The following is a 17,739-nucleotide window of genomic DNA, read 5'->3' as shown; positions in this document are numbered from 1 at the left end:
TTCGCTTAACCGTTGTTGTCGTCGAGGAGAACGGGCCAGGTGGTTTCGCCGAATCCGCCCCGCGGCGAGTTCTTCCGCGCGTGCTCGTCCAGCCTTGCGAACAGATTCTTGTTCCTGCCGTTGAGCATCGTCAGCTGGGAAGAATAGCACTCGACCGCTTCTTGTTTCCGTTTCCAAGTCTCCGTGGTGGCGGACTCGAATTCGGAAGTGCCGAGTCGGAAACCGGCGGGGAGTTCGATCGTTCCCGGTTTGAACATCGAATAGGGAAGGTCTTCCCACAACCGTATCGGAACGTTCTTCGCGCGCGCGGCGGACAAGGCAGCGTCACGGGTGGCCAGGTTGTCGGGATGGTCGACGACGGCCGCGCACGTGACGATCAAGGTCGGCTCGAACTCGGCGACGACCGCCTCGATGTCGTCCTTGATGTCGGCGACGAGGCCGTCGTCGCCCGGTGAATCCTGGGCGACCGCGAGCTTTTGCCCGCCCTCCACGTGATCGGTGAGCCACCGGCCGTCCGGCAGCCTCCGGTAGATGGAGTCGAGGAACCGGCCGTGCCGGTACGCCAGCCCCAAGTGGGCGAGCGCGGCGATGTCCTCGTTCCGGCGATGGAGCGGCGCGTCGTCCTCCGGGGAAAGACCCCAGACCGCGTGCATTCGCTCCGCCGCCGCGGAATAGGGAGGCGGAGCCGTTCCGGCGAAGACCGTGTTGACGAGTACCTCCGCGCCGTCCCGCGCCGCTTGGGCGAGGCTCGCGCCGAGGGAGAGGACCGCGTCGTCCAAATGGGGGGATATCGCCAGCAGCCGGGTCGCGCCGGGGCCTGGAAGCATGGTGCTGATTTTGGTTACCGCCTTGTCGCGCTTCAACTGGTGAGCCTGGACAGAGCCTGCGGCTCGTGAGTGGTAAGGACGGTTAGAACCGTCCTTACCACTCACGAGCTCAACACGTAACCGCGGCGCGCACGAGTTCTGCTGCCACCGTCGTCCCGTCGGTGCGGATCGTGCCGGCGACGGTTTTCGCGCGTGCCGAGGTTTCCGGGGCCAGCGCCGTGACGAGTGCGGTGGACAAGGATTCGACCGTCGGGTTCGGGCCGTCGTGCGCCACCCCGATGCCCAGTTCGGCCACCTTGGCGGCGAAATGCGGGTGGTCCGCGATCTGCGGGACCACGATCTGCGGGACCCCCGCCAGCGCCGCCACATGCGTCGTACCGGTGCCTCCGTGATGGACGGCGGCGGCCACCCGGCCGAACAGCGCGCGCAGGTTCTCCTCGCCGACGGCCAGGCAGTCGGCGCCGTCGTCGGGCAGCGTCAAACCGGCCCAGCCGTGGGAAAGGACCACCCGGCGGCCCTGGCCGCGGATCGCCTCGACGGCCACCTTGGTGATGTCGGCAGGGGCGGGCGAGCAGCCGAAACCGACGTACACCGGCGGCGGGCCGGCCGCGAGAAACGCTTCCAGCTTCGCGGAAAGCGGCCGATCGTCGGGCTCGATCCAAGCGCCGGTCTGGACACCGCCATCCGCCGGTGCCAGCAGCGGGTCCGCCGCCAGAAAGGGCTTGTCGGTGGTGCTGAAGTCGTACAGGTTCTTCACCGGCGGGAGATCGATCGCGGCACGCAGGTCGTTGAGCGCGCCGCCGAACATCCCGTCGGCGCCGTTGTTGTACATGCCCCGGTGTTCTGACGACGGCACGAGCACCGGCGAGGGAACGACGTAGAAGTACGGGATGCCCAGTTTCTCGGCCACCGAACGGACACCGATCGCGCCGGACAGCAGGCCGGTCGCCACCACCGCGTCACAGCCTTCGGCGGCCGCCGGGATCTTGTCGAACTGCTCGGCGATCCCCGCGATCGCGGCCTCGGGCGATTCGGGCGGTCCGCCCAGCGCGCCCGCTTCTTCGAGCACTGGCTTGCCGACCAGAACGTGCGGCACGCCGACCTCGGCCAGCCGCCCCGTGTAGTCGGGAGGCGCGCACATCCGCACCTCGTCACCTTGCTCGCGCAACCGCAATGCCAGTGCCACCAGCGGTTCGACCTCGCCGCGGGTTCCGTACGACCAAAACAACACGCGCATTTCGTATCCCCTGGTGTACTTCAGCGCCGGACCGCGGCGATGCCGACCGTGGCGTAGTTGATGGTGAACGACCCACCGATTTCGTCGATGGCCGAGCCGAGATACGCCAGGAACCGGGCGCGCGCGTCCTCCGCGAGGTGGTTGAGCCCGCCCTGCGTCGGGATCTGGTCCAGCCATTCGTCACGGGTGCAGACGCGCGACCACTCGAACCGCAGTTCCTCCGGCTCGCTGAACGCGCCGGTCCGGAGGATGCCTTCCGCGGCCTTCACGTACTGCTTGGCGTAGATCCGCTCGACGTACTCTTCGACGTCTTCCTCTTCGTCCTTTTTGGACGGTGGCTCGAACTTCACGTCCGGCATGGCGTGCCGGTAGGCCTCCCCCTGCGCGGCCATGACGGCCTCCGGGAGTTCGAAACCGTTGTCGAACAACGCGATCAGCCCGTGGGGAGCGAGCACCTCCGCCACCTTGGCCGCGCCCGCGAACGGGTCCACCCAGTGCCAGGCGGTCCCCGAGGTGACCGCGTCGAAGGTGCGGCCCGCCGGGTCCCAGTCCTCGAACTTGGCGACCTCGACGTCCAGCCCCCGCCTGCGGGCGACCTCCGCCATCCGCGCGTCCGGCTCGACGCCGAGCACCGTGCAGCCCGCCGTCTGGAACGGGCGGGACGAAAGGCCGGTACCGCAGCCGACGTCCACGAAGTTCTTGCCGGGGCTCATCGAGACGATCCGGTCGACCAGTGCTTCGGGGTAGGTGGGCCGGGCACGGTCGTACCGTTCGGCGTCTGCGCCGAACCACTGCGCCATCTGCCGGTTCTCGTGCGGTTCTGCAGCCAGATCGGACATTTTCCTCACCCTGGTCGATTTCGGGATGGTCAAACGGAGACGCGGCCGACCGCGGCACGCAGCCGGTCGGCGGCCACGGTCGTCCCGTCGGTACGGATCGAGCCCGCGACGGCCGCGGCCCGCGCCCGGGTCTCCGGGGACAGCGCCGTCGCGAGCGCGGCGGACAGCGAATCGAAAGTGGGGGCCGGGCCGAACTCCTCGAACGCCACGCCGATGCCCAGCGCGGCCACCTGCTCGGCGAAGTACGGCTGGTCGGTGATCTGGGGCAGCACGACCTGCGGGATGCCCGCCCGCGCGGCCACGGTCGTCGTGCCCCCACCGGCGTGGTGGACGACGGCGGCGACGCACCCGAACAGCGCCTGGAGGTTCGCCTCGCCGACGGCGAAGCAGTCGGCTCCGTCGTCGGGGAGGGCCATGTCCGCCCAGCCCCGCGAGAGGACCACCCGGTGCCCCTGCGCGCGGATCGCCTCCACAGCCAGCTTCACCGTGTCCGCGATTTCGGGTGTGCTGCCGAAACCGACGTACACCGGCGGCGGACCGGCGGCCAGGAACGCCTCCAGGTCGGCGGGAAGCGGGCGCTCGTCGGGCAGGATCCACGCGCCGGTCTGCACGGCGCCGAGTTCGGGCCGGGGCGGGGCCAGCACCGGATCCGCCGCCATCCAAGGCTGCTCGGTGAAGCCGTACTCGACGAGGTTCTCCACCGGCGGCAGGTCGAGCGCCGCGCGACGGCCGTTGAGCGCGTCCGCGTATCGCCGGGAGAAGACCTCGTTGTAGAAGTCCCACAGCGCCCGGTTGTCGTCCATGGCCTCCTCGGGCGGCCGTCCGTCGCCCCGCGACAGGGGCGGCGGGTAGTACGGCGACGGCAGATAGATCGGGCAGTAGGCGGCGTAGAAGTACGGGATGCCGAGGCTTTCGGCCACCGACCGCACGCCGATGGCGGCGGACAGGACGCCGGTCGCCAGCACCACGTCACAGCCCTCGGCGGCCGCCGGGACCGCGTCGAACTGCTCGGCGAGCTCGTCGGCGGGGCGCCGCGGCTCCGGTCCCTCCCCTTCCGTCATCCCCTGCATCATGGCGCGCAACGACTGACCGACCGGGACGAACGGAACGGCGAACTCGGCCAGCCGTTCCCCGGTGTCCGGCGGCGCGCACACGCGCACCTCGGTGCCGAGTTCCCGCAACCGCACCGCCAGCGCGACCACCGGTTCGACGTCTCCACGGAGTCCGGTCGTCGACAACAACACACGCATTTCGTCTCCCAGGGTTCAGACGGAAACGCGGTCGACCGCGTCGAGGAGGAATTTCGCGGCCACGGCGGCCCCGTCGGTGCGGACCGTGCCCGCCACGGCAGTCGCCCGTTCCCGGGTTTCGGGGGCGAGTGCCGTCTCGAGCGCGGCCGACAGTGACTCGAAGGTCGGTGTCGGGCCTTCGTGCGCCGCGCCGATGCCCAATTCGGCCACCCGGCCGGCGAAGTACGGCTGGTCCGCGATCTGCGGGACCACGACCTGCGGTACACCCGCCCGGGTGGCCGTGGTCGTCGTGCCCGCGCCACCGTGATGGACGGCGGCGGCCACCCGGCCGAACAGCAGCTGCTGGTTGCCCTCCCCCGCGGCGAAGCAGTCACTCCGGTCGTCGATCAGCGCGAGATCGGCCCAGCCGCGGGAAATGATCACCCGGCGGCCGTGGGCCCGCACCGCCTCGATGGCGACCTTGGCGGCCTCTTCGGGGGCACGCATGCTGCCGAAGCCGACGTACACCGGTGGCGGGCCGGCATTGAGGAACGCCTCCAGCTCCGGGGAAAGCGGCCGCTCGTCGGGCAGTGTCCAAGCGCCGGTTTGGACGACGTCGAGATCTGTCGGCTGGAGCGGAGCGAGGGACGCGTCGGCAGCCAGCAGGGGGTGATCGGTGAAGCCGTAGCCGAAGACGTCCTCGACCGGCGGCAGGCCGATCGCGGCCCGCTGGCTGTTGAGCGGCTCGCCGAAGCGCTTGAGCGCGCTCCGGCTGTTGCGCTCCCACAGCGCCCGGTTGTCGGCCCCTTTCGGCGCGGGAGGTTCGCCGAGCGGAGGCGGCGGCGCGTAATGGGGCGACGGGATGAAGCGCGGGCAGTAGAAACCGTAGAAGTACGGGATGCCCAGTTTCTCCGCCACCGACCGGACGGCGACCGCGGTGGCCAGCATCCCGGTCGTCACCACGACGTCACAGCCCTCGGCGGCCGCCGGGACCTCGGCGAACTGGACGGCCATCGCCTCGGCCGAAAGCCGGGGCCCGTCTTCGGGAGACGGCGGCTTCGCCCCCTTGATCGCGGTGCGGGTCGACTGGCCGACCGGCACCAGCGGGACACCGACCCCGGCCAGCCGCTCGGAGGAGTCCGGTGGCGCGGCCATCCGCACCTCGGCCCCCGCCTCCCGCAGCCGCACGGCCAAGGCCACCAGCGGTTCGACGTCGCCTCGGCTTCCGGACGTCGCCAGCAACACGCGCTTCACGTAATTCCCCGTTCTTTCAGCTCAGGCGGGAACCGACGGCTTTTCCCGGCTGACCGCGTCGTGCAGCAGGTCCACGGCGACCGTGGTCCCGTCGGCGCGGATCGTGTCGGCCACGGCGGTCGCCTTGGCCTTGGTCTCCGGGGCCAGCGCCGTGGTGAGCGCCGCGGACATGGCTTCGAAGGCCGGGGCCGGCCCTTCGAGGGCGACACCGATCCCCAGCTCGGCGACCCGGTCGGAGTAGTACTGCTGGCCGACGATCGACCGCACGATGATCTGAGGGGAGCCCGCACGGGTGGCGATGTGGGTGGTGCCCGTGCCGTCGTGGTGGATGGAGACGGCGACCCTCCGGAACAGCTCCTGGAGGTTCACCTCGTCGACGGCGAAGCAGTCGTCCTCGTCCTCGGGCAGATCCAAACCGGCCCAGCCACGGGAAAGGATCACCCGGTGCCCCTTCGCGCGGATGGCCTCGATGGCCACCTTCGCCGCGTCGGCGGTGCCGGACGAGCTGCCGAAACCGACGTACACCGGCGGCGGGCCGGCGGCGAGGAACGCCTCCAGGTCCGCGGGAAGCGGCCGCTCGTCGGGAAGGATCCACGCGCCGGTCTGCACGGCCTCGTGCCGCGGCTCCAGCGGCGCGAGGATCGGATCCGCTGCGAGCAAAGGCTTTTCGGTGGAGCAGTAGTCGAAGAGGTCCTTCACCGGCGGCAGGCCGATCTCGGCCCGCTTGGCGTTGAGCGCGTCACCGAACAGTCCGTCGGCACCCTGGTTGTACATTTCCCGCTGCGGCGCATCGAGGTGGCTCGGCAGGTGGATCGGGCACAAAGCGACGTAGTAGTAAGGAATTCCGAGCTTCTCGGCCACCGACCGTACGGCGACGGCGCCGGACAGCAGACCGGTCGCCACCACGACGTCGCAGCCTTCGGCGACGGCGGGCATCTGGTCGAACTGGTCGGCGATCCCGGCGGCGGCGAGTTCGGGATCCCGGCCTCCGTCGTCGTTCATCCCGCGGTCCGGCCGGGCGACCGGCACCAGCGGCACGTCGATCTCGGCCAGCCGCTCCGCGCTGTCCGGTGGCGCGCACACCCGCACCTCGGCGCCGGACTCCTTCAACCGCGCGGCCAACGCCACCAGCGGTTCGACGTCCCCGCGTGACCCACACGCCCACAACAACACGCGCATTTCGCTTCCCTTCTACCAGGCGACCGGCAACTGATCCGGGCAGTCGATGAACGCGTTCCGGAGGGTGACTTCGTCGTTGGACACCGCCAGGCGCAGCCCGGGGAATCGCTGCCACAGGGACTGATAGGCCATGCGCAGCACCGACCTCGCGACCGCGGCGCCGATGCAGTAATGGATGCCGTGCCCGAATCCGACGTCCGAAACCGGAGGGCGCCGCGCGTCGAGGACGTTCGGGTTCGGCGTCAGCGCTTCGTCCCGGTTGGCCATCAGGATCGAGCAGAGGACGTAATCCCCCGCCTTGATGAGCTGTCCGCCGACGACGACGTCCCTGAGCGCCATCCGCGGATTCGGCTGCTGCACGGGCGAGAGATAACGCAGCAGTTCGTTGACGACGCGATCCGCCTCTTCACGGCCTCCGAAGAGCATCTGCTTCTGGTCGGGGTGATCCAGGAGCGCGAGCACGCCGAACCCCAGCATTCCCGCGACGGTCTCGACGCCACCGAGAAGCAGCGCCGTGCACAGGCCCTTCAGCTCGTCGTCCGTGACCTTGTCCCCGTGCTCGCGCACGAGCATGCCGAGGAAACCGTCGTCGGGATCCTCGCGCTGGCGGGTGATGAGGCCGAGCAGGTACCGGTTGAACGCCGCGCTGTCGGCCGCCCTCGCCTTGAAGCCCCGGCTGAGGTCGACGTTCCGCCGGATCCGCCGGATGAACTCGTTGCGGTCGTCGCGCGGGATGCCGAGCAGTTCACAAAGGACACCGCCGCCCACCGGGTCGGCGAAAAGTCCTTGTACGTCAGCGGGTGGGCCTTCGGCCTCGACCTCGTCGAGACGTTCGTCGATGAGTTCCTGGATCGCGGGTTCCAGCCGCCGGATCCGCCGGACGGTGAACTCCGGGGTCAGCATCCGCCGCAACCGCGTGTGCTCGGGCGGGTCGTAGGTCGAGATCTGGCCGACGAACTGCGGCGCCATGGGCACGTCTTCGCCGTTGGTCGTCCGTTCCGCCTCCGCCTCGGTGAGCCGGGGCCGCGTCGTGAAGTTCTCGTGGTCGCCGAGGATCTTGCGTACGACGTCGTAGCCGAGCGCCTGCCAGACGTAGCCCTTGCCGAGCTGAGTGGACGCGTCCCCGAGGATCCGGACCAACGGGCCCTTCTCCCGCAACGTGAACATGTCCTCGTGCGGATCGCAGTGCGTCCTCATCATGTAGTTCGCCGTCGGCTCCACGGCCGGCGCGACCTCGTCGATTGCGTGCTCCATACCGAGTGGAAGCTCCTTCGGTGACCAGGAAGTGCGGTCCGGCCGTTCGCCGCGCCGCAATCTTCATCCGCGATCGGGCGGGACGTCCAGCGCCGCCATGGACGTCAGGGTGCGGGGTGGGTCCGGTGGGTCGTGAGTGGCGATTCGGGTTCTATTGAGGAGAAGGGCAAACGTGTCGGGTGCGGTGGGCGGTCCGCTCATGGCCGCCTTCGATCGTGCCGCGAAAGCCACGTCGACGGCGTAGCGAAGAGCCCCTTCCCTACCTTCAGAGTAGGCAAGGAGGCCTTCACCACCACCCGGGTCGATCACTTTGAACTGACGGTGCGAAAGTGGCTTTCGCAACACGCCACATTTGCCTTACCCCTCAATAACCCGAATCGCCACTCACGACCCGCTGTACCGACGCCTCACCCTCACCACTCGACCATCAGGCTCGTGAGCCCATACGCCGGAGTGGTCAGGCGGAACATGGTGTCCTTCGCGGGATCCGCGAGCCTCAGGTCCGGAAAACGCCGCCACAGCGACGTGAAGACCGTCCGCAGTTCGAGCCGCGCCAGCGAAGCGCCGAGACAGTGGTGGATCCCGTGCCCGAACGCCACGTGCGGCGCGGGCTCCCGCGTGAGATCGAGCCGGTCCGGATCCGGCACCAGCACGGGATCACGGTTCGCCATGGGGAGCGAGCAGAGCACGGTCTCGCCCTCCTTGATCACCTCGTCCCCGATGACGACGTCCTCCATGGCCGTGCGGGGTGTCGGGGCGTACGGGACCGTGAGGTACCGGATCAGCTCGTCGACCGCCCGGTCCGCCGCCTGGCCGTCGCCCCGCACCGCGGCGAGCTGGTCGGGATGCCGCAGCAGAGCCAGCACGCCGAGGCCGATCATGCCGGAAATGTTGTCGTCACCGGCCAGCATCACCTGAACGCAGAAACCCCGCAGTTCCTCGTCGGTGGCCTCGTCGCCGTGTTCGGCGACGACGGCGCCGATCAGTCCTTCCCCGGGTTCCTCGCGGTTCCTGGCGATCATCGCCAGCAGGTAACGGGAGAACGCCTCGCCGGCGGCCGCCCGTCTCCGCTGGCTCAGCGAGGCGTCGAGATGTCCGTGGCACAGCTTCAGGAACATGGCGCGGTCGTCACGGGGCACCCCGATCAGTTCGCACAGCACGGCTCCCGGCACCTCGTCGGCGACGAGCTCGATCACGTCGGCGGGGGAACCCTCGTCCTCCATGGCATCGAGCCGTTCCGTCACGATCTGCTCGATGTACGGCTCCATGCGCCGCATCTTCCGCAGCGTGAAGCCCGGGGTCAGCTTCTGCCGCATCCGGGTGTGCTCGGGCGGGTCGTAGTCCATCAGGTTGCCGACGAGCTCCCGCGGCCGGAAGATGCCCCGCCCGCCGACCTCGTCCTGCTCGTGCCACCGGCGCCGGGTGCTGAATCGCTTGTGGTCGCCCAGAACCTGGCGGACGACCGAGTGTCCCGCGGCCATCCAGATGGTTTCGGCGTCCGCCCCGGTGCCCACCGTGACCTTCGACAGCGGCCCGGCGGCGCGCAGTTCGTCCGCCGGATCGAGGTCCTGCCTGCGGATGTGCAGCGGACGCGTGTCCTCACCACTCAACGGGGAGCTCCTCGATGTTGAACGGGGCGGGTTTGCCCGCCACGAACCGCAGTTCCTCCTCCGGGACCGCCAGCCGCAGCGCCGGGAACCGGCGCGCCAGGATCGGCAGCGCCACCCGCAGTTCGAGCCTCGCCAGCGGAGCCCCGACACAGTGGTGGATGCCGTGCCCGAAGGCGAGATGCCCCGGGCTGTTCTCCCGGGTGATGTCGAATTTGTCCCCGAGCGCGCGGTTGACCGCCAGCATCGAACAGGTCAGCACGTCACCGGCGTGGATGTCGTATCCGGCGATGGTGAGATCGACGAGCGCCGTCCGGGGAGAAGGGGCCTCGACGATCGTCGGGAAGCGAAGGACTTCCTCGGTCGCGCTGTCCACCAGCTCCGGGCGCTCGCGCAGCAAGGACAGCTGGGCGGGATTCGTCGCGAACAGGAGCACCGCCATCGCCAGCTGGGCGGCCATCTGCTCGACGGCCACGATCAGGATCGCCTCGGCGAGCCCCGAAAGTTCCTCGTCGCTGACCTTGTCCCCGTGCTCGCGCACGATGAACCCGATCAGCTCGTCGCCGGGATCGCGGCGTTCGCGGGCGGCGAGCTTTTCGCAGTAGTTGACGACGCCGAGGCTCGACTGGGCCCGCTGCTTGGGGATCCGGCTCTCCCGGCTGTCCCGGATCATGCGCGACAGGTCGGCCTGATCGTCGCGCGGGACACCGAGGAACTCGCAGGCGATGAGCGCCGGGATGGGCCAGCCCGCGTACCGGACGAAGTCGATCGGCGACCCCATGCTCTCCAGATCGTCGAGGCCTTCCTCGATGATCTCTTCGACCCGCGGCCGCAACCGCTCGATCCGCCGGACGCTGAACGCCGGGGCCACCGTCCCGCGCAGACGGGTGTGGTCCGGCGGGTCGTAGGCCTGCAGGATCCCCGGCAGGTGGGCGCGGTCCGCCTCGTCGTCGACCGGCCGCATCGAGCTGAACCGGGTGGCGTCGGCGAGGATCTCGCGCACCTCGTCGTACCCGGTGACCAACCATTGCCTGCGGCCGTTCAGCCCCGTCTCCGTGTCGTAGGAGTGCAGCGGGCCTTCCTGGTGCAACGCCCAGAGCTCCGGCGCCGGATCGAGCCGGATCCGCTGATGCGGCAAGGGAACTACCATGATTCTCCTCAGGCTTTCTGGCGTTACCAGTCGAGCGGCAGGGCTTCCACGTCGAACGGTGGTGGTCCGAATTTGAGCTTGCGGTCGGGCTCGGCGAGCCTCAGCTTGGGAAAACGCCGAGCCAGCGCCGGAATCGCCTCCCGGAACACCATCTCCGCCAATGGCCTGCCGAGGCAGTGGTGGATCCCGTGCCCGAACGAGACATGCGGCGACTTCTCCCGGGTGATGTCGAATTCGTCCTCTCGCGCGGGGAACTTCGCCCGGTTCGCCCCGAGCAGGGAACACGTGACGGTGTCACCGGCCTTGACGAGACGGCCGCCGATCGTCACGTCCTCCTTCGCGATTCGAGGGTGGAGCTTCTCGTCGGTGGTGAGATAGCGGTTCAGCTCTTCCAGCCAGTCCGGGATCGTGTCCGGCTGGTCCCGCAGGATGTCGAATTGCTCCGGGAAATCGACCATCAGCAACGCGCCCGCCGCGAGGAAACGGGCCACCTGGTCGCCGCCGGCGCCCATGATGAACGCGGCCACCCCGGCCAGCTCCGCGTCGGTGATCTCGTCGCCGTGTTCGCGCACCACCACACCGAACAGGTCGTCACCGGGATCGCGGCGCACGCGGGCGACGGCCTTGTTCATGTACTGCATGTACTTGTTGCCCGCCGCGTTGCGCCGTTTGCCGGTCCGCTCGGTGCGGCTGGCGTGCAGGGTGCGGGACAGATCCGCCTGGTCGTCCCGCGGGATGCCGAGGAAGTCGCAGGTCGCCGTCGTGGCGATCGCCCAGCCGAAGTGCGGGACGAAATCCACCGGGCCGCCCATGTCCTCGATGGTGTCCAAGGCGTCTTCGACGATCTGCTCGACCTCGGGCCGGAACCCCTGCATCCGCCGGATGGCGAACGGCGGGGTGACCAGGCGGCGCAGGCGCGTGTGGTCCGGCGGGTCGTAGTGCGTGAGGAAGCCTGGCCAGGCGATACCTGCCGCGGTCCCGCCGTAGATCAGGCGCGCGCTGAACTTGTCCGAGCTGAGGACCTGACGGACCTCGTCGTATCCGGTGGCGAGCCACGCCGTCCGCCGTTCTCCGTCTTCCTCGGTGCCCAAGGCGGAGATGGGGCCTTCGGCCATCAGGGCGAGGAGTTCCGCTCCCGGATCGAATCGGTTCCTCCGGTGGATTTCCAGGCCCTTGACGACGTTGAGCTCCTCGAACACGGCAGTTCCTTTCGTCTTTCGTCCGGCGGGTCGTGAGTGGCGATTCGGGTTAGAACCCGAATCGCCACTCACGACCCGTCCAACCGCTCGCCTTGAGCGGCTGGACACCCTCACTCAGCCGTTGACTTCCGCGATCAGGCTCTTCGGCCGCAGGTCGGTCCAGTTCTCCTCGACGTAGGCGAGGCATTCCTGGCGCGAGGCCTCCCCGTGGACGCGGGTCCAGCCGGCGGGCACCTCGGCGAACGTCGGCCAGAGCGAGTGCTGGCCCTCGTCGTTCACCAGCACGAAAAAGGAACCGTCTTCGTTGTCAAAGGGGTTGCTCATGATTGCTTTTCCTTTCACGCGCCCGGCCGCGGCCGGAGCTTCTCGGCGACGATGGACCCAATCTGGACCAACGCCGCGGGTTGCACCATGTCGTAATGGTTGGTCGGGATCTCGTGGTGTTCGATCGTGCCGCTGGTGAAGTCCTTCCAGCCGGCGACGGCCTCCGACACGGGCAGGTGGGCAGGCCGGTCCTCCGAGGCGACGAACAGCAGGATGTCGCCGGTGAACGGCGAGGCCGTGTGCTGCGGCCCGACCTTCCAGAGGTTCTTCATGACCGCTTCCAGCCGCTCCCGGGCACCGGGGCCCTGGACCATGCCTCCGGCGAGCTCCAGATCCTGCTGTTTCCGTTTCTGGAGGCCGTCTTCGTCGCGCGCCGCCTCTTCGGTCACCGTGCCGGTCGCGTTCCGTCCCATGTAGACGGGATAGGCGTCGAGCAGCGCGAGCAGGCCGAGTTCTTCCCCGTCCGCTTCGAGCATCGCGGCCATCGCCTGCGCGATCCGGCCGCCGAGCGACCAGCCGAGCAGGTGGTACGGCCCGGTCGGCTGCACGGCACGGATGTGCTCGAGGTAGTCGGCCGCCATCTCTTCGACGCTCTCGGGCAGGCGTTCGGTCCGCGCGAGGCCGCGTGCCTGCACGCCGTAGACCGGCTGGTTCGCGGGCAGATGCCGCAGCAGCGGCCCGTAGTTCCAGCTCAGCCCACCGCTCGCGTGCACGCAGAACAGCGGCGGCCGGTCTCCGCCTGCCTGCAGCGGCAACAGGATCTCGTAGTCACCCGTCTTCACCGAGGTGCTCGTGCGCCGCCGCTCCCCCACCACGATCAGGGTCTTGGCCGGGGTCTTGCGGGCGAGCAGGCCGGTGTTCAGCATCCGGTGCCCCGGCTCGCCGAACGGGCAGGGCTCACCGGACTTGCCCTCGTCCACCGCCGGTCCGGTGACGTAGAGGTCGCCGACGACGCCAGGGGCGACAGGTCGCTTCTGGCCGTCGAGCACCAGCGCGCCGAGCGGACCCAGCTCCGCGACCACCGAAGGCACTTCGCCCGCCCACCGTGCCGGCGCGATCGCCGGACGGCCGCGTTCGGTCTCGTCGAGGAACAGGTCCAGCTCGCTGATCCGCCGCTGGGGATCCTCCGCGACCTGCTCCAGGACGTGGACCAGCCGCCGCGCGACCGATTCCGCCGTCTCCTCGTCGAAAAGGTCGGCGGCGTAACGGAGAGTGCCTTCGAGACCGTCCTCGTTGTCGTCCTCGTCGAGCCGCTCGGTGAGCTTGAACGCGAGATCCAGTTCCGTGGCCTCGGTTCCGCCGGGTTCGACGCTGGTGCGCAGGGCGGGCAGTTCCGCCGCGTCCCACGCGCCGATGTCCTCCTCGTCCACCTCCAGCCCCACCTGGAACACCGGGTGGCGGGACAGCGAGGCGGGCAGGTCCAGCAGGTCGACGATCCGCTCGAACGGCACGTCCAGCTGCTGGCGCGCACCCCGGACCGCCTCCTGCACCCGCGTGACGACCTCGAGGAAGGTCGGGTCACCGGAGAGATCCGTGCGCAGGGCGAGCGGCCGGGCGAACGGCCCGATCATCGGTTCGAGGTCGATGAGGTCCTCGTCCCGAGCCAGCTTCGTCCCGATCACCAGGTCTTCGCCCGCGCCGAATTTGCTCAGCAGCATGGCGAGCGCGGCGTGCACGACGTGGATCGTGTCGGCGCCGAGCCGTTCCACCGCTTCGGTCAGGCGGTCGTACGGCTCGGCGCCCAGCCGCAGCGCGACCGTGCCCGCCCGCCGCGACGGGACGGCCGGACGCGGCCGGTCGAACGGGAGCACCGTCTCGCCTTCGATCCCGGTCAGGGTGTCCCGCCAGAAGACGATCTGCTCGTTGATCAGGCTGCCCTGTTCGTCCTCGTCCGCGAGCAGCCGCTGCTCCCAGATCGCGTAGTCGGCGAACTGCAGTGCCAGCGGCGCGCGCTCCGGGACGCGGCCCGAACGCCGTGCGCCGTAAGCGGCCGCCAGGTCGCGGAAGAACACGTCGAGCGAGTCGTCGTCGGCGAGGATCCGGTGAAGCCGCAGGTGCAGCACGTGTTCCTTCTCCGCGAGCGCGAAAAGGTCGCAGCGCCAAGGCACTTCACTGGTGAGGTCGAAGACCGACGCGCGCAGTCCGGCGAGCAGGCCGGGAAGCTCTTCCTCGGTGGCGGGCACCGGGGTCAGCTCGACGGCCGCGGGCTCGTGGACGAGCTGCCGGACGTTCTGCGCGTCTCCCGGGAAGGTCGTGCGCAGCACCTCGTGCCGGGCGGCGATGTCGCCGAGTGCCGCCGCCAGCGCGGCCACGTCCAGCCTGCCGCGCAGGCGCAGCGCGACCGAGATGTGCAGACCGGCGGTCTCCTCGCCGGGGCTGGCCAGCAGCCAGGCCCGGAGCTGCCGCGCGGTGAGCGGAACCCGCTCGGGCCGCTTGGCCGGCTCCAGCGCGGGACGGGACTTCGCGGCGAGCGCCCTGGCGACACCGGCGGGCGTCGGCGAGGAGAACAGCTGCCGGATGGGCAGGTCCACGCCGATCACCTCGCGGATCCGCGCGATGAGCCGCATCGCCAGCGCCGAACTGCCGCCGAGGTCGTGGAAGGCGTCGTCGACACCCACGTGGTCGACGCCGAGGATCTCGGAGAACAGCTCGCAGAGCACCTTCTCGGATTCGCTCTCCGGCGCCTTCTCCGAAGCACGGCCCGCGAGATCCGGGGCGGGCAAAGCCCGTCGGTCCACCTTGCCGTTGGGAGTGACGGGCAGACCGGGCAGGGCGACGACCGCCATCGGGACCATGTACGCGGGCAGGACCAAGCCCATCTGGCGCCGGATCTCCTCCGGACCGGCGTCGCCGCCGTCGGAGACGAAGTACCCCACCAGCCGCTTCTCCCCCGGCTGGTCCTCGCGCGCCATGACGACGGCCTCGACCACACCCGGCTGGGCTGCCAGCACGGACTCGACCTCGCCCAGTTCGACGCGGTAGCCGCGGATCTTCACCTGGTCGTCGGCGCGTTCGAGGAACACGACCTCGCCGTCGCGGGTCCAGCGGGCCAGGTCGCCGGTGCGGTACATGCGTTCGCCCGGGAGGAATGGGCAGGCCACGAAACGCTCGGACGTGAGTCCCGGGCTGTCGAGATATCCGCGTGCCAGTCCCGTTCCCGCGATGTACAGCTCGCCCGCCACACCCGGTGCGACGGGCCGCAGGAAGGCGTCGAGGATGTAGATCCTGCGGTTAGTCATGGGGTGCCCGATCGGCAGTTCCCGGTCGACGACGTCGCCGGGTTCGATCGGGAGCCACGTCGCGCACAGCGTGGTCTCGGTCGGCCCGTAGGTGTTGCGCACCCGAAGGTTCGGCTGGGCCCGCCGCAGGTTCTCCACGGACTGCGTGGGAACGATGTCGCCGCCGGTGCCGATTTCGACCAGGCCGTCGAAGCATTCCGGCGACGTCTCCGCGAGCGCGCGGAAGGTGCCGGCGGTGAGGTGGACGTAGTTCGCGCCGCGGGCGACGGCCTGCCGCACCCCGGCCGCGTCCAGCACACCCGGCTCGGTGAGCAGGACACGGGCGCCCGTCGAAAGCGGCACCCACATCGCGTACAGCGACGGGTCGAAGACGTGCGTCGCGTGCATGAGGACGCCGTCGCCGGGGCCGATCTGCCAGCCCTGGTCACCGGCCAGACCCGCGACGCCACCGTGCGGGATCCCCACGCCCTTGGGCAGGCCGGTGGAGCCGGAGGTGTACATGACGTACGCCAGGTCGTCCGCGCTCGGCCGGAATTCCGTTGCTGTGGCGGCAAAAGCGTCGATGGCGGCACGCGTTTCCGGTGCGTCGAGGACGATCGTGCCCTTCGGCACGACGCCACTGGTGGCCTGCGTGCACAGGACGACCGACACCGCGGAGTCGTCGAGGATGAACGCGATCCGCTCGGCCGGGTACTCGACGTCCACCGGGACGTACGCGGCACCCGCCTTCCAGATCGCCAGGAACGCGATGAGCAGATCCGGCGACCGCTCCATCGCCACGCCAACGCGGTCACCGCGGCCGACGCCACGGGCGGCGAGGTACGCGGCCAGCCGATTCGACGCGTGGTCGACCTCGGCGTAGGTGAGGTTCGCGCCCGCGGCGTCGGTGATCGCCACCGCCTCGGGCGCCTCGGCCACCCGCCGCGCGAACAGCTCGACGACGGAGTCGCCCGGCACCGGTCCCTCGGTCGCGTTGAATTCCTCCACCACCAAGGCATGTTCGGCCTCGCTCAGCAGCGTCAACCGGCCGACGAGGACGTCGGGCTCGGCGACCAGCCGCTCCAGCACCCTGGCCAGCGCACCGACGACCGACCTGGCGGCCTTTTCGTCGAACAGGCCGCGGTCGTAGTCGAGGATGAGCGGCATCTGCTCACCCGGACCGGTGACCAGGGTGAACGGATAGTGCGACGAGTTGCGCCCGCGTTTGACCGGACGCAGCGTCAAGCCGTCGTGGGCCTGCCCGAGTCCCTTGCGGGGGAAGTTCTCGTAGATGACGAGCGTGTCGAACACCGCGCCGGGTCCGACGACGGCCTGCACGTCCTGGAGACCGAGGTGCTGGTGGGCCATGAGGGCCGACTGGTCCCGCTGCAGTTCGGCGAACAGGTCGACGGCCAGCTTCGCGCCGTCGAGCCGCACGCGCACCGGCAGGGTGTTGAGCAGCTGGCCGACCATCGATTCGACCCCCGCCAGTTCGGCGGGTCGGCCCGAAGCGGTCGCACCGAACACCACGTCGGTACGCCCGGCGAGCTGCGACAGCACGACCGCCCACGCACCCTGCACGACGGTGTTCAGCGTGAGGTCGTGGCCGCGCGCGAGATTCGCCAGCCCGTCGGTGAGTTCCGTGGACAGCTCGACGATCGCGGTGTCGATCTCCGGCACCCGGCCGGGATCGGCGGGCGCGACCGCGGTGGGCGTATCGACCCCGGCGAACTCCTCGCGCCAGGCAGCACGGGCGATTTCCTTGTCCTGCTTGCCGAGCCAGGCGAGATAGTCCCGATAGGACACTGTGGGCGGCAGCCCGGACGCGTCCCCGCCCGCGGCGTAGATCGCGGCGAGTTCGCGGTGGATGATCGGCATCGACCAGCCGTCGGTCAGCACGTGGTGCAGCGTGTGCACGAGCCGGTGGCGGTCCGGCCCGAGCCGGATCAGGTGCAGCTTCATCAGCGGCGCGACCTCGATGCGGAGCCGCTCGGCCAGCTCGTCCGCGGCCAGCCGGTCGACCTCGCTGTCGAGGATGTCCTCCGGCAGCCCGGTGAGATCCGTTTCGCGCCAAGGGATCTGCGCGTCCCGGGTGATGACCTGCACCATCTGCGCGCCGCTGACGTAACGGAAACAGGCCCGCAGCGCGGCGTGCCGGTCGACCAGCGCCTGCCACGACGCCCTCAGCAGGGCGGCGTCGAGCGGGCCGTCGATACCGTAGACGGTCTGCACGGTGTAGGTGTCGGGCCCCTCGTCGTCGAGGGCGGTGTGGTAGAGCATTCCCTCCTGCAGCGGGGAAAGAGGCCAGACGTCCTCCACGCTGGAACGCGGCTTCGCGCGAGTGTCGTCAACGGTCACGATCTGCTCCTTGGTGAGATGGGCGAATCAACTCGCGTTTGCGATGGGGCTCGTGAGTGGCAAG

12 protein-coding genes are annotated in these 17,739 nt (G+C 69.7%); all 12 read right to left on the bottom strand.

Annotated elements, in window-relative coordinates; translation table 11 throughout:
• Window positions 1–5: 5 nt before the first annotated feature.
• Window positions 6–827 carry a PIG-L deacetylase family protein gene (locus AC069H_RS38330; protein ID WP_478229839.1) on the bottom strand — a complete coding sequence of 274 codons (822 nt, stop codon included), beginning with the start codon at window positions 825–827 and terminating at the stop codon, window positions 6–8.
• Window positions 828–936: 109 nt separating this feature from the next.
• Window positions 937–2,064 carry a glycosyltransferase gene (locus AC069H_RS38325; RefSeq protein WP_478235574.1) on the bottom strand — a complete coding sequence of 376 codons (1,128 nt, stop codon included), beginning with the start codon at window positions 2,062–2,064 and terminating at the stop codon, window positions 937–939.
• Window positions 2,065–2,084: 20 nt separating this feature from the next.
• On the bottom strand, window positions 2,085–2,903 hold the full coding sequence (locus AC069H_RS38320) for a class I SAM-dependent methyltransferase (protein ID WP_478235573.1): 819 nt from the start codon (window positions 2,901–2,903) through the stop codon (window positions 2,085–2,087).
• Between the two features lie 29 nt (window positions 2,904–2,932).
• A complete protein-coding gene (locus tag AC069H_RS38315; protein ID WP_478235572.1) occupies window positions 2,933–4,153 on the bottom strand; it encodes a glycosyltransferase in 1,221 nt (406 codons plus the stop codon).
• Window positions 4,154–4,168: 15 nt separating this feature from the next.
• A complete protein-coding gene (locus AC069H_RS38310) occupies window positions 4,169–5,386 on the bottom strand; it encodes a glycosyltransferase (RefSeq protein ID WP_478235571.1) in 1,218 nt (405 codons plus the stop codon).
• A 21-nt stretch (window positions 5,387–5,407) separates the two neighbouring features.
• The gene (locus AC069H_RS38305; RefSeq protein ID WP_478235570.1) at window positions 5,408–6,565 is read right to left on the bottom strand and encodes a glycosyltransferase; all 1,158 of its coding nucleotides are present in this window, start codon (window positions 6,563–6,565) and stop codon (window positions 5,408–5,410) included.
• 12 nt (window positions 6,566–6,577) lie between these two features.
• Complete coding sequence (locus tag AC069H_RS38300) at window positions 6,578–7,819, bottom strand: cytochrome P450 (RefSeq protein WP_478235569.1); 1,242 nt, start codon at window positions 7,817–7,819, stop codon at window positions 6,578–6,580.
• A 413-nt stretch (window positions 7,820–8,232) separates the two neighbouring features.
• Window positions 8,233–9,429, bottom strand: coding sequence for a cytochrome P450 (locus AC069H_RS38295; protein WP_478235568.1), 1,197 nt, complete (start codon window positions 9,427–9,429; stop codon window positions 8,233–8,235).
• A complete protein-coding gene (locus AC069H_RS38290; RefSeq protein WP_478229831.1) occupies window positions 9,419–10,576 on the bottom strand; it encodes a cytochrome P450 in 1,158 nt (385 codons plus the stop codon). The genes AC069H_RS38295 and AC069H_RS38290 overlap by 11 nt, the downstream gene beginning before the upstream one ends.
• 23 nt (window positions 10,577–10,599) lie before the next feature.
• Window positions 10,600–11,775 carry a cytochrome P450 gene (locus AC069H_RS38285; RefSeq protein WP_478235567.1) on the bottom strand — a complete coding sequence of 392 codons (1,176 nt, stop codon included), beginning with the start codon at window positions 11,773–11,775 and terminating at the stop codon, window positions 10,600–10,602.
• 114 nt (window positions 11,776–11,889) lie between these two features.
• Entirely contained in the window at window positions 11,890–12,099 is a 210-nt protein-coding gene (locus AC069H_RS38280; protein WP_126733878.1) for an MbtH family protein, read from the bottom strand.
• 14 nt (window positions 12,100–12,113) lie between these two features.
• The gene (locus AC069H_RS38275; RefSeq protein ID WP_478235566.1) at window positions 12,114–17,675 is read right to left on the bottom strand and encodes an amino acid adenylation domain-containing protein; all 5,562 of its coding nucleotides are present in this window, start codon (window positions 17,673–17,675) and stop codon (window positions 12,114–12,116) included.
• Between the last annotated feature and the right edge of the window lie 64 nt (window positions 17,676–17,739).

The sequence above is a fragment of the Amycolatopsis sp. NPDC043887 genome (assembly GCF_056435665.1).
The sequence above is the reverse complement of the archived record's forward strand: the minus strand, read 5'-3'. Positions and strand labels throughout refer to the sequence as shown.

Coding starts and splice junctions, on each gene's coding strand:
- AC069H_RS38330 (WP_478229839.1), bottom strand. CDS start 827: ATGCTTCCAGGCCCCGGCGCGACCCGGCTGCTGGCGATATCCCCCCAT.
- AC069H_RS38325 (WP_478235574.1), bottom strand. CDS start 2,064: ATGCGCGTGTTGTTTTGGTCGTACGGAACCCGCGGCGAGGTCGAACCG.
- AC069H_RS38320 (WP_478235573.1), bottom strand. CDS start 2,903: ATGTCCGATCTGGCTGCAGAACCGCACGAGAACCGGCAGATGGCGCAG.
- AC069H_RS38315 (WP_478235572.1), bottom strand. CDS start 4,153: ATGCGTGTGTTGTTGTCGACGACCGGACTCCGTGGAGACGTCGAACCG.
- AC069H_RS38305 (WP_478235570.1), bottom strand. CDS start 6,565: ATGCGCGTGTTGTTGTGGGCGTGTGGGTCACGCGGGGACGTCGAACCG.
- AC069H_RS38300 (WP_478235569.1), bottom strand. CDS start 7,819: ATGGAGCACGCAATCGACGAGGTCGCGCCGGCCGTGGAGCCGACGGCG.
- AC069H_RS38290 (WP_478229831.1), bottom strand. CDS start 10,576: ATGGTAGTTCCCTTGCCGCATCAGCGGATCCGGCTCGATCCGGCGCCG.
- AC069H_RS38280 (WP_126733878.1), bottom strand. CDS start 12,099: ATGAGCAACCCCTTTGACAACGAAGACGGTTCCTTTTTCGTGCTGGTG.